The organism is Telluria sp. GW821-FHT07G12 (assembly GCF_059418525.1).
The window spans coordinates 490108-502871 of sequence record NZ_JBWKQA010000004.1 but is presented as its reverse complement, the minus strand read 5'-3'; the positions used below and the strand labels follow the sequence as shown (position 1 = coordinate 502871).

Genomic DNA, 12764 nt, shown 5'->3' with positions numbered 1-12764 from the left:
CTATATGACCAATCGATCTGGAGGCGCGCCGTATTCCAACCGCATAAAACCCGGTTTATTTACTGGCCGTCCGGCGGAATGTATTTCCCAAGGTTCGCGATGAAATCGTCGAGATTTTCCGCCATCATGGCGCGGAACTGGTCGGTGAAATATTCCAGCGCCCGCTCTTTTTCCGCCGCCATGTTCTCCGCAGTTCCGGTGCTCCTGGCGACGATAAAGGCATTGAAGCGCGCAGCGGCGTACATGGTGGACGCGCAGACTTCGTTTGGGTCGGCTGCTTCGGACTGGTCGTTCGCGGCGTTGATGAGAGCGTTGACACGGTTCCAGAATTCCGGGCCGGGAGTTTGATTACTCATGATGTTCTATGGTGGAGGCAAGAAACCCACTTTATAGCATATGCATTGCGCCCATCCGAAAGCGCTGTTCCGGGTTGTAACTAGACGGCTGCGCGCTTGCGTTCCTTCAAGCGCCTGCGGAAGGCCTTGACGCGGCCGATCAGGGCTTCGTTCAGCCTGTCCTGGGCGCCGTGCAGGCCGAGCAGCAGGTCGGCCATGCCATGCCGCCGGCACAGCAGCAGTTTGCCGCGACGCCGCAATACATGGGTGGAGCGGAATTCCTGGTTCGGGGTGCCGTAGCCGAAATCGGCATGAATGAAACTGGCGTTTGCGATCGTATCCTGCAAGGCCAGGTGGACGATGCTGGTGCCGACCGACAGACTCATGTACTCCTGCTTGCAGGAGATATTGTGTACGTGCCAGACCTCGTTCGAGCGGGTGCCCATGACCAGCGCCACCGCCTGCTCGCCGCAGCGGAGCACATAGGAGTGCAGCAGGCCGTGGCTGGCCAGGCTTTCGAGCTTTGCCTGTGTGGCCTGGGCGGCAAGCTCGGTGTCGCTCATCAGGCTGCGCATGGCGTCCATCAGGGCCGGGACCTGGTCTGCCTGCTCGATCCGCATCAGCTTGACTTCGCCGGCTTCCTTGGCCAGCAGACGCACCTGGCGCGACAGGTTGTAGCGCTTCTTGGCGCTGAGCTTTTGCAGATAGGTGTCGACGTCCGCGGGCAGCGGCACGGTATGGCAATCGCGCCAGCCATGCATGATGTGGCTGGACAGCCCTTTACTGCCGATGGCGCCGGCCAGCTCTTCGGGCAGGGCCTGCATCAGCAGCGCACGGCAGTCGGGATGGCGCTGCAGCAGGTTTTTCAGGACGAATCCGGACAGGCCGTCTTCGCCGCCGTCGAGCAGCAGCACGCTGCCGAGCACCTGATAGACGGGGATGGTGCGCTCGAACAGGGTCAAGGGGCCGAGCCGGACGCTGATCGTCTGCGTCGTTCTGCGTCCGGGGACCACGCCCACGATTTTGGCATCGCTGCGGCGACGCACGAGGTGAAGCTCGCAAGCCGCCTCGCCGGGCTTTGCGGTTTCCATCAGGTACTTGAAGAATTCCGGCAGCTGGTACAGCTTTTCTGGACTCTGGCCCGCTTTCAGCAGCTGGCGCCAGGCCCCTTGTACGTCGGAGCGGTCATGATCCTGCGTGGCCTCAAAAAACTCGAAGCGTTGCGCTACCTCCGTGCGCCGCTGTGCAGGCAAAGTCGCCGGCATTGTCCACGCGGAGGTGTCCGATATTTTTTTAGTAGTTTGAACCGATGCTTTCACGTCGACCTCGCCGGACCAGTTGACCGCCAAAATTGACGGATCTGAGTGTATTTACAACGTCAGGCGATCATAGCGTGAGGTAACTCGGCAGTACAGTAATTTTATTCCATGCCCTTGATAGGTTTATTAAATCGCGAAATCTATAAACATTTAGGACATATATACTTAACTCAACGAAAACAAAAAGTGAATAATTTGCCTAAATCGATGCGCAACGCATAATTTGACCGAACGATATGTTGCGCGATAGCTACAAAAATTGCTCAGTAATGCGGCGGCCTCTCGTTCACCGGTCCCTGCCCGGCATCGCGCATGACGCGGATGTGTTCGGCCAGCTTGGCCACCATGGCTTCGAGCTGGTCGATGCGGCGGCCCTGCTCATAAATGGTCTGGTTCAGCGACTCGACCAGGTTTTCCTGGTGCGCCACCTTGATTTCGATATCGATGAAACGGTCTTCGTCGCTCACGGCAGCTCCTCAAATGAAAAGAGCCGCATTATGCCAGCGGCTCGTGAACGACGCCGGCGCACCGGCGCCGGCATTGCCTCGGACAGGCGATCAGGCGTGAATCCAGGGTTTGTAGTCGATGCCCACTTTGAAGTCGTCGATCACGTTCGCCTGGTTTTCAAGGCTGTCCGCAAACTCGATCAGCACCTGCGCACGCACCTCGACCTTGTTGGGGTTGCCGGCCAGGGCGTTCATCCAGTACTGGAAGCCTTCCGAATCGGGGTCGCGGTGCAGCACGTTGTTATACAGATTCGTGACGAAAGTCGCGTCGGTCGGGTTGACGCCGTACTTCGTATCGAATTCCGGCTGGCCGGTCATGAATTCGCGCGCCACCGTATTCAGGCTGCTGCCGGTTTCCATGCGCCAGATCCAGAAGCCCATGCCGACTTCATCCGATGGACGACCGAAGGCGGCGGAGTACAGGCGGAACAGCTGGCCGGCGGTGCCGTCGATGTCCAGGGCCACCCAGGCGTCGTCACCTTCGAAATGCACGCGCTCGACATTGATCAGGGAATCGTGGCCGTTGGTGCCGACCTTGTCGGTCACGCCGTAGCCCCAGGCTTCCTGGGCGAGCGTGAAACTGCTGCGCGATCCGGCGTAGACGGCGGTATCGAGTCCGTCGCCGCCATCGACCGCATTGTTGCCTGCGCCAGGCTTGAGCGTGTCATTGGCAGCGGTGCCGGTGATGTTCAACGCGCTGCTGACCGTCAGGTTCGCACGGCTCGATGCGCTGGCGCCGTTGTCGGCCTGGTCGATCGAGATCACGCTGACTGTATAGCTGCCGTTCGGCAGAGGCGAGGTCTCGAGCGACCACTTGCCGTCGCTGCCGACCGTCGTGCGGGCGATGGTCTGCAGGTCGCCGCTGCGCACGAGCTCGATGGTACTGCCGGCTTCGCCGGCGCCGGCGAACGTGGCCTGGTTGCTGCCTACCGAATAGCTCAAGTTGTAGGTCGGGGTCGCCGGCGCAGTGGCGTCGACCTTGAAGCTGACCGAATCGCTAGCCACAGATACATTGCCTGCCGCATCGGTCGCGGTAGCGTAGACCGCGTAGTTCGTGCCGTTGGAGAAGGTATTCAGCTTCAGGGTATAGAGCCCGTTGGCGTCGGCCGTGACCGTTCCCACCTGCTGGTTCGCTCCCGTCGTGAAGATTTTGACGGTGGCGCCGGCTTCGGCCTTGCCGGTCACGAGCGGCGTACTGCCGGTCGCGTAACCGTTGACGTTCTTGGTCACCACCATGCTTGGCTTATCTGGCGCGGTCGTGTCCGACGTGATATCGGCACGGCTCACGCTCATGTCCGTGAATTGCAGAAGCTCGACCGAACGCAGGGTGTCGGTGCCGTCGATGCCGTCGAGGCTGGTCACCGTCAGGTCGCCGTTCGCGAGTGCGCTGAATGCGTAGTTGCTGCGGACACCGCGGAACACGGCGGTATCGAATCCATTTCCTCCATCAATCATGTCATTGCCTCCATCGCCTTCAAGCTTGTCATTGGCGGCGGTACCCGTCAGGGTATCCGCGCCGGTGGTGCCCGTGATATACCGGGCGCCGTTTGTTGAATTGATACCCAATGCGCCACCGAGGCCATCGCCGCCGTAGAGCCAGTTGAGAGCGGCGATGTCGTACTGGCTGTACGCGGCATGGGCGCCGCCCATGTTGGTGTACGACATCAGGGTATTGCTGGTGTTGTCCTGCGACGCCGGCAGGTGGATGCTGTCGTCGAAGGGATGCTTCAGGCCGAGCGCGTGGCCCAGCTCGTGCAGCAGGGTTTCGTAGCCGTAACCACCAGGGTCCAGGTTGTGGTTCTGCGAGAACCACTCCACATTGTCGAGATAGACGTAGGCATCGGCGTCATAGCTGACCAGCTGCGTTCCCGAATAGCTGTAGCTGCTGTGCCAGCTGCACAGGCCGGTGACGTTGGAACCTTGCAAGTCCACGTTACACAGGTGGATCTGCGCATCGGCGCCGTTGACCGTTTCGGTGAACTGGATACCGGTCAGTTTCGAAATGTAGGCGAGCGCGCTGCGCGTTGCCGCCTGCTGGGCAAGCGTGAACGCCACCTGGCCGCTTTGCCCCGCTTCATTACCGGACGTAATGGAGAAGGTGTAGGTGAGTGTGTTCCCCGCCGGTGTCAGGAAATTCCAGTCCGGACCACTATCGAGCAGTGCGTCGATATGGTTCAGCCCGGAAGTCGGGGTAACGGTGATGTCGGATACGGTTGCCATGCGATTAACTTCTATGTTGATTGTGACAAAATCACTGTAGGAAAGTATTTCCTGCTCAACAGTTGAAGTCAAATAAGATTTCAATTGTGCGCACCCCTTGCCAGTTCTCCAAGGCTTCTACGCAACGAAAGATATTGAACATTTACTGACGTTAAAGTGACGTCAACGTTCGGTAAATGTTCCTATCTTTAAATCACGGCTTTGGTGTTGCCAGCAATGCCTTGAGATTCGCCAGGCGGGCTTTGGGGCTCAGCACTTCATCTTCTTTGGGCGGCGCATCGCCGACATCGAGCGCCATTTCCTTGATGAAGCGGGATGGATCGCAGTGCATCAGCTCGCCTGCGCGCTTGCGCTTCTTGCACCAGGTGATATGCAAGGTACGCTGGGCGCGCGTGATGCCGACGTACATCAGGCGCCGCTCTTCCTGGATACGGGCAGCGATCTTTTCCACTGGGTCATCGACGTCGCCCTTGTGCGGCAGGATGCCTTCCTCGACGCCGACCAGGTAGACGTGCGGGTACTCCAGGCCCTTGGAGGCGTGCAGGGTCGACATGCGCACCGCATCCTGCTCCTCGTCCTGGCCCTCCAGCATGGACATCAGCGCCACCATCTGAGTCAGCTCGAGCAGATTCTTTTCTTCGCCGTCGCGATCGCGCCCGCCGCGGCCGCGCTCCTTCAGCCAGTTGGTGAACTCGAGCACGTTATTCCACTTGCCCTGGGCGGCCTTGTCGTCGAAGTTCTCGTACAGGTAGTGCTCGTAGTTGATCTCTTTCATCATGTCGTCGAGCAGCTCGGCGGCATTGTCGCCACTGCCCGACGGACCCGGACGCGTGGCGCGGTCTTCCAGCTCGTTGATCCAGTGGCAGAATTCGCGCAGCGGGATCAGCTGGCGGTCCTGCAGCCGGGCTTCGAGACCGCCCTTGAACGCGGCCGCGAACAGCGAGCAGTTCCACTGCTTCGACACTTCACCCAGCACCTCGATGGTCGTCATGCCGACGCCGCGCTTGGGCGTCGTGATGGCGCGGATGAAGGCCGGATCGTCGTCCTGGTTCGCGATCAGGCGCAGGTAGGCGATGACGTCCTTGATCTCGGCCTTGTCGAAGAAGCTCTGGCCGCCCGAGATCGTGTACGGAATGCGCTCCTTGCGCAGCGCCTGCTCGATGATGCGGGCCTGGTGGTTGCCGCGGTACAGGATCGCGTAGTCGGTCCACTTGTTCTTGCGCTGGAAGCGCTCGGACGAGATCATGATCGCCACCTGGTCGGCCTCGGTCTCCTCGTTCGGCATGCCCAGCACATTGATCGGCTCGCCCAGGCCGTGCTCGGACCACAGCGCCTTTTCGAACAGCTTCGGGTTGTTGCCGATGACCGCGTTGGCGGCCTGCAGGATGCGGGTGGTCGAGCGGTAGTTCTGCTCGAGCTTGATGACCCGCAGGTCCGGGAAATCGGTCTGCAGCGTTTTCAGGTTTTCGACCGAGGCGCCGCGCCAGGCATAAATCGCCTGGTCGTCGTCGCCCACCGCCGTGAACATCGGCTTTTTGCCGAGACCCGTCACCAGCAGCTTCACCAGCTCGTACTGGCAGGTATTGGTGTCCTGGTACTCGTCCATCAGGAGGTAGCGCAGGCGGCGCTGCCAGCGGTCGCGGATCGGCTCGTTGTTGCGGAACAGTTCCACCGGCAGACGGATCAGGTCGTCGAAGTCGACCGCCTGGTAGGCCTGCAAGGTCGCCACGTAGTTGCGGTAGACGCGCCCGGCCTGGGCTTCATCCTCGTCCTTTGCGTTGCGGATCGCATCCTCGGGGTCGACCAGGCCGTTCTTCCACAGCGAAATCGCGTTCTGGATGCGGCGGATCTCCTGCTTGTCGGTGGTCACCGCCAGATCGGACACGACGGTGTAGCAGTCGTCGCTGTCCATGATCGAGAACTTGTCCTTCAGGCCGACCCCGGCCGCCTCCTGGCGCAGGATCTTGACGCCCAGCGAGTGGAAGGTCGACACGGTCAGCTGCTTGGCCTGCTTGGGCTGCTTGAGCAGCTTGCCGATCCGCTCCTGCATCTCCAGCGCGGCCTTATTGGTGAAGGTGAGCGCCGCGATCGTGCGCGGATCGTAGCCGCGATGCTCGATCATGTAGGCGATCTTCTGGGTGATCACGCGGGTCTTGCCCGAGCCGGCGCCAGCCAGCACCAGGCAGGGGCCGTCGAGGTAGAGCACGGCTTCGCTCTGCGGACCGTTGAGGCCGAAATTCGGTGTCGACATGGGGATGTTTCCTGCAGGACTGCTTTAGGGTGAGCTCAGCATTTTAACGAAGCTGGGCCCTGCACGCTAAAATCAATTAAGAAAAAACACTGTGTGTTGCGGCTTGTCAGCACGCTATCCGCCACCATATAACCGCTTTAGTGCGCCCCGAGCGAGAGATTGAACATGAAATTTGAACACCTGATCGAGATTAACGACCCGCTCAACCCGCTGGCCGATACCATGACCCGTGAGCAACTGTGGCGCGGCCTGGTGCTGCGCGCGGAAGACCCGAAGCTGTTCGTGCCCCACCTGGACGAATGCACGATCGGCGAGCGCGAGAGCGGCAGCTTCGCGCGCCGCCTGCGCTACGGCGAGCTGGTGATCGACGACGTCGTGTACCTGACGCCGCTGCAGGAAGTGCGTTTCGAAGTCCCGGCCCAGGGCGACATCGCGGCGTCGCGGCTCACCATGACGATCGAGGCGCCGAGCGAAGGCGTGATGTGGGTGCGCTTCCTGTACGACGACGGCAATCCTTCGGCCAGCGACGAGATGGGCAAGATGTACGAGGATTTCAAGAAATCGGCCTACCAGGAGGCCGATATCGATACGGTCAAGATCGTGCGGCAGATGGCGGCCGAGGGCAAGCTGGACGCCAGCTTTTTGAATTAAGCAAGCGCGTGGGCACGGGGGTGCCCACGTTTACGTGCCGGGCTCGACTTCGTCCGGATCGATGTCGCTGCAGCCCTTGACGATATTCGCGGCGAGGTCGCGCAGCGCGGTGCGCACGCCCTCCTCCACCACCGGGTGGTAGAAGGGCATCTCCAGCATCTGCTCGACCGTCATGCGGCCCTGCACGGCCCAGGACAGCAGGTGACCGATGTGCTCGGTGCGCGGGCCGATCATCTCGGCGCCCAGGAAGCGGCCGGTGCCGTACTCGCCGTACACCCTCAGCATCCCCTTGTTCTGCAACATGACGCGGCTGCGGCCCTGGTTCTCGAACGAAACCTGGCCGATCGCGAACTTCGGCTTGCCCGGCGCGCACAGCTGCTTGTAGCCGGCGCCCAGGCTGACGATGTTCGGTTCCGTGAACGCGATCGTCAGCGGCGCGCGCCGAAGGCCCGGGCGGATGTCGGGGTAGCGGCCGGCGTTATCGCCCGCGATCTTGCCGTGGTCGGCCGCTTCCGGCAGCACCGGACGCTCGTTGTTGGCGTCGCCGGCAATGAAAACGTGACTGGTCCCGCATTGCATGGTGCGGCTGTCGAACAGGGGCACGCCATTGGCGCCCAGCTCCAGGCCCAGCTGCTCGATGCCGATCCCGGCCACGTTGGGCGTGCGCCCGGCCGCCTGCAGCACGCACTGGAAGCGCATGGCGCGTTCCTCGCCGTTCTGGCGGACGGTCAGGGCCACCTCGTCCCCGTCCTGGACCGCGCTGACGATCTCCGACTGGAAGTACAGGTCCAGTTCTTCAGCCATCACGCGCGACGCATTGCGCAGCACCACCGGATCGGTCAGCTGGGCCACGCTGCCGCCGCGCGCGAACACGCTCACGCGCACGCCCAGGCGGGTCAGCGCCTGGCCCAGCTCCAGCCCGATCACGCCGGTGCCGATCACGGCCACCGAACGCGGCAGGTCCTGCCAATCGAACACCTCGTCGCTGGTGATCACGCCGGGACCGACGTTCGCCAGCTTCGGCAGCTGCGTCGGGGTCGAGCCGGTAGCGATCACGATGCGCGCGGCCTCGACTTCGGTGTGCTCGTCCACCATCAGGGTGTGCGGCCCCGTGAAGCGCGCATAGCCGCGCAGCTTGTCCTCGTCCGGGATGCTGTCCACGCCTTCCAGCACGAAACCGACGAAGCGGTCGCGCTCGCGGCGCACGCGCTCCATCACGGCCACGCCGTCGATGCGCTTTTCGCCTGCATGGACGCCGAAGCGGGGGGCAAGATCGATCATGTGCGCGGCCTCGGCGGCCGCGATCAGGAGTTTGCTGGGCATGCAGCCCACCCGTGCGCAGGTGGTGCCGTAAGGGCCGCCCTCGATCATGACGGCGCGCGCGCCCTGGGCTCTGGCGGAACGGTAGGCCACCAGCCCGGCGGTGCCGGCGCCGATGATGGCGACATCGACCTTCAGTTTCTGCATCTTCATCTCCGGTAGTTCGCGGACAAGACGATACGCTATTTTTGCGAAACGCTCAGGGCATCACTCAAGTTGGAATACGTAGCGGACATTCTGCGTTCTCCAGACTGGCGTTTCAGATCGTGTGCGTCACCACCAGCGGCCCTTGTCCGTGTCGACCTCGTAGACGAAGGCGATTCTCCACGCTGGCGACATGAGCGACATGAGTGCCGGCCAACAAGGCGACTTCCTTGGCCTAATACCAGCCTGCACACCGTTTTTTTCATCGTCTTATTCTCGTTGTCGGAAAAGCGGTTCAAATAAGCGGTTCAGATGTCCAGCGGGTCGACCTCCAGCGACCAGCGCACCCGCGACTTCATCGCCCGCAGCGCATCCACCCACACGGTCAGGAAGGCCTGCAGCGCCGGGCGCGAATTCGACTCGACCAGCAGCTGGGCGCGGTCGACATTATGCACCCGCGTCATGGTCATCGGGATCGGATCGTTGAGCACCACCGCATCGTTCGGCACCGCGTCGCGCGCCTGCTCCAGGAAGGCGATGGCGGTGGCCAGCTCCGGCGCTTCGGCGCGCAACAAGGCTTGGTACATGTAGGGCGGCAGCGCGGCCTGGTGGCGCTCCTCCAGCAGGCTGCCGGCAAAGCGGTCGTAGTCGTGCCGCATCACCGCGCCGTACAGCGGGTGCTGGCAGTAGCGCGACTGGATCAGCACCTCGGACGCCAGCCCGGCGCGGCCGGCGCGGCCCGCCACCTGCATCAGCTGGGCGAACAGGCGCTCGCTTGCCCGGTAGTCCTGCGAGAACAGGGCGGTATCGGGATTCAGCACGCCCACCAGGGTCAGATTTTTAAAATCGTGGCCCTTGGCGACCATCTGCGTGCCGATCAGGATGTCGACGTCGCCGCGGTGCACGGTGTCGAACGCGGCCTGGGCGCTGCCCTTGCGGCGCGTCGAGTCGGCGTCGATGCGCAGCACGCGCGCCTCGGGGAACAGCAACTGCAGGCCCTCCTCGACGCGCTGGGTGCCGCGCCCCAGCGGCTGCAGATCGATGTTGCCGCAGGTTGGGCAGGAATGCGGGATGCGCAGCTCCAGCGAGCAGTGGTGGCAGCGCAGCCGGTGCTCGGGCCGGTGCAGGACCATGAAGGCTGTGCAGCGGGTGCAGTTGCTGATCCAGCCGCAGGCATCGCAGGAGAGCACAGGCGCATACCCGCGACGGTTCAGGAACAGCAGCGACTGTTCGCCGCGCTCCATCCGGTCACGCAAGGCCGCGATCAGGTGCGAGGTCAGGCCCTCCTTCGGCTTGTCCTTCTCCATATCGACCAGTTTTACGCGCGGCAGCACGGCGTCGCGCACGGCGCGCTCGCGCAGCTCGAGCTTGCGGTAGCGGCCCGTTTGCGCGTGGTGCCAGCTCTCCAGCGAGGGCGTGGCCGAGCCGAGCACGATGGGAATCTGGAGCTGGTGCGCGCGCCACACGGCCAGGTCGCGCGCCGAATAGCGCAGGCCTTCCTGCTGCTTGTACGAGGGGTCGTGCTCCTCGTCGATCACGATCAGTTTCAGGTGCGGCAGCGAGGACAGGATCGCCAGCCGGGTACCGAGCACGATGCGCGCGCGACCCTGGTGCGCCGCCAGCCAGTGCAGCATGCGCTCGCCCTCGGACAGGCTGCTGTGCAGGGTCGCCAGCATCACGCCCGGGAAGCGCGCACGAATATTCGCCTCTAACTGCGGCGTCAGGTTGATTTCCGGGACCAGGATCAGGATCTGGGCATCGTCGTCACGCGCCAGTACCTGCGCGCAGGCCTGCAGGTAGACCTCGGTCTTGCCGCTGCCGGTCACGCCGTACAGCAGCAGCGGCGTGAAGCCCCGGGCCTGGCCGATGGCGTCGGCGGCCTGCTGCTGGGCGGGATTCAGCACCGGCATCGCGGCCGGGGACGGGTCGTGCGCATCTTCGAGCTTGGCCAGCTTCTTGAGCGCGCGGTCCAGCGCTACCGTGGTCGACAGGCGCAGATTCTTGGGCAGGCCCGGCATCGCCACCTCGCCGAGCGGACGGTGGTAATAGTCGGCGGCGAAGCGCGCCAGCGCCAGCCATTTGGGCGACAGCGGCGGCAGCTGGCTGCGCACGGCCAGCGCATCCTTGAGCTTGTCCAGCGGGACATCGGTCTCCTGCTTGACGGCGACGATCACGCCGACAGCTTCGCGCCGTCCGAAGTTCACCAACGCCAGCTGCCCGACCGCGGGTTCGCTGCCGGGCTCACATGCCCAGCGATAGTCGAACACGCTGTCGAGCGGGGTGTCGAGCGCGATTTGTAAGATGCAATAACCCAAGACTGTGGAAAACTTTGTGGAAAATGGAAAACTTGACCGGGACAAAGGTTTACGTTAGCTCAAAGCACTTAGCAATTCCGTAAGTTCACAAAAGATTTTTTCTTTTAAATTCAGGCACTTGCCTGCGCAACCTTGCCGCGCTAGAAATTCGGCATCGCTCGGCCACTTCTGTGCATAACTGGGCGTTTCCGGTGAAGAACTTAAGCGCAGTGCAGCAAAAACTTGATGCAACACTTGAAGAAATCTCGTAAACCCCGGTAAACCAAGCACTTTTCCGGATTATGCACAGAAGCTGTGCATAACTTTGTGAACAATGCGCTGTCAACTTGGGCACTCACCAGTTTGGTAAGCTTCCCATGCCAGAGGCGCCCTCTAGGAGCCCTGCAATAAAACCATATAAATCAACTACTTACACAACCCCATCCAGTACTGTACATTTCCACAGGCTGGACGGAAATCCTTCACGCTTTTGTGAATAAGTGTGATTTTGGTGCGGCGCAGGCAGCGGTCCTGGATCAGACGCGCTGGCGGCGGGAGAAGGTGTGAACAGTCTCCACCATGGCCGTCACCGACTCCGGCGGCGTGAACTGCGAGATGCCGTGACCCAGGTTGAATACATGGCCGTGGCCGTTCGACGGCGTGCCGTAGCTGCTCAGCGCCTTCTCGACTTCCGCAGCCACCTGCTCCGGGCCGGCCATCAGCACGGCCGGATCCAGGTTGCCCTGCAGGGCCACGCGGTCGCCGACCAGGGCGCGGGCGCGGCCCAAGTTGACGGTCCAGTCCAGGCCCAGTGCATCGGCGCCGATGTCCGCCATCTCGTCCAGCCACAGGCCGCCGCCCTTGGTGAAGACGATCGCCGGAATGCGCACGCCATCCTTCTCGCGCTGGAGGCCGGCCAGGATCTTGCGCATATAGGCCAGCGAGAAGGCCTGGTAAGCGCCATCGGCCAGCGCGCCGCCCCAGGAATCGAAAATCATCACGGCCTGGGCGCCGGCGTCGATCTGGGCGTTCAGGTATTGCGTCACGGCCTGGGCGGTCACGTCCAGGATGCGGTGCATCAGGTCCGGGCGTGCGTACAGCATCTTTTTGATCGTGTGGAACTCGCGCGAGCCGCCGCCTTCGACCATGTAGCAGGCCAGGGTCCATGGACTGCCGGAAAAGCCGATCAGCGGCACGCGGCCGTTCAGCGCGGTGCGAATCTGGGTCACGGCGTCGAACACGTACTGCAGCGAGGCCATGTCCGGCACCTGCAGCTTGGCCACGTCTTCCTCGGTGCGCACGGTGCGCTCGAATTTCGGGCCTTCGCCATCCTCGAAATACAGGCCCAGGCCCATGGCGTCCGGCACCGTCAGGATGTCCGAGAACAGGATCGAGGCGTCCAGCGGATAGCGGTCGATCGGCTGCAGGGTCACTTCGGTGGCGAAATCCGGGTTCTTGGCCAGGCCCAGGAAGGAGCCGGCGCGCGCGCGGGTGGCGCGGTATTCCGGCAGGTAGCGCCCCGCCTGGCGCATCAGCCACACCGGGGTGTAGTCGGTCGGCTGGCGCAGCAGCGCACGCAGGAAGGTGTCGTTCTGAAGCGGGGCGAATTGTGGCATGGCTGGCAACCTGACAATGAACGTGAAATCGAGGGCAAACGAGTATTATCGCATCCTTCGTGCGCGCTGGACGCGACTTATAATGCATCTCTCGTCTTCGCGAATACC

The 12764-nt window shown here is 62.6% G+C and carries 9 protein-coding genes; 1 reads left to right on the top strand and 8 read right to left on the bottom strand.

Annotation, left to right across the window (positions count from 1 at the left end):
• Nucleotides 1–59: 59 nt before the first annotated feature.
• The 5 genes from AC07PE_RS18075 to AC07PE_RS18055 all read right to left on the bottom strand — a co-directional run bounded on the left by AC07PE_RS18075 (nucleotide 60) and on the right by AC07PE_RS18055 (nucleotide 6631).
• The gene (locus AC07PE_RS18075; protein WP_498766928.1) at nucleotides 60–356 is read right to left on the bottom strand and encodes a DUF3144 domain-containing protein; all 297 of its coding nucleotides are present in this window, start codon (nucleotides 354–356) and stop codon (nucleotides 60–62) included.
• 80 nt (nucleotides 357–436) lie between these two features.
• A complete protein-coding gene (locus AC07PE_RS18070; protein ID WP_498766926.1) occupies nucleotides 437–1600 on the bottom strand; it encodes a GNAT family N-acetyltransferase in 1164 nt (387 codons plus the stop codon).
• Between the two features lie 317 nt (nucleotides 1601–1917).
• On the bottom strand, nucleotides 1918–2121 hold the full coding sequence (locus AC07PE_RS18065) for a SlyX family protein (RefSeq protein ID WP_498766924.1): 204 nt from the start codon (nucleotides 2119–2121) through the stop codon (nucleotides 1918–1920).
• Nucleotides 2122–2211: 90 nt separating this feature from the next.
• Nucleotides 2212–4380, bottom strand: a complete 2169-nt coding sequence (locus tag AC07PE_RS18060) for a DUF4214 domain-containing protein (RefSeq protein WP_498766923.1) — start codon at nucleotides 4378–4380, stop codon at nucleotides 2212–2214.
• Between the two features lie 193 nt (nucleotides 4381–4573).
• The gene (locus tag AC07PE_RS18055) at nucleotides 4574–6631 is read right to left on the bottom strand and encodes a UvrD-helicase domain-containing protein (protein WP_498766921.1); all 2058 of its coding nucleotides are present in this window, start codon (nucleotides 6629–6631) and stop codon (nucleotides 4574–4576) included.
• A 165-nt stretch (nucleotides 6632–6796) separates the two neighbouring features.
• On the opposite strand from AC07PE_RS18055, the gene AC07PE_RS18050 reads away from it, so the two are divergent.
• On the top strand, nucleotides 6797–7282 hold the full coding sequence (locus AC07PE_RS18050; RefSeq protein ID WP_498766919.1) for an SRPBCC family protein: 486 nt from the start codon (nucleotides 6797–6799) through the stop codon (nucleotides 7280–7282).
• A 30-nt stretch (nucleotides 7283–7312) separates the two neighbouring features.
• Here AC07PE_RS18050 and AC07PE_RS18045 read toward each other — a convergent pair whose 3' ends face one another.
• The 3 genes from AC07PE_RS18045 to hemE all read right to left on the bottom strand — a co-directional run bounded on the left by AC07PE_RS18045 (nucleotide 7313) and on the right by hemE (nucleotide 12656).
• Nucleotides 7313–8749 (bottom strand): dihydrolipoyl dehydrogenase, encoded by a 1437-nt coding sequence (locus tag AC07PE_RS18045; RefSeq protein WP_498766917.1) that lies wholly within the window; start codon nucleotides 8747–8749, stop codon nucleotides 7313–7315.
• Nucleotides 8750–9054: 305 nt separating this feature from the next.
• Nucleotides 9055–11061 carry a primosomal protein N' gene (locus AC07PE_RS18040; RefSeq protein WP_498766915.1) on the bottom strand — a complete coding sequence of 669 codons (2007 nt, stop codon included), beginning with the start codon at nucleotides 11059–11061 and terminating at the stop codon, nucleotides 9055–9057.
• Between the two features lie 515 nt (nucleotides 11062–11576).
• Nucleotides 11577–12656 carry a uroporphyrinogen decarboxylase gene (gene hemE / locus AC07PE_RS18035; RefSeq protein WP_498766913.1) on the bottom strand — a complete coding sequence of 360 codons (1080 nt, stop codon included), beginning with the start codon at nucleotides 12654–12656 and terminating at the stop codon, nucleotides 11577–11579.
• Nucleotides 12657–12764: the final 108 nt, after the last annotated feature.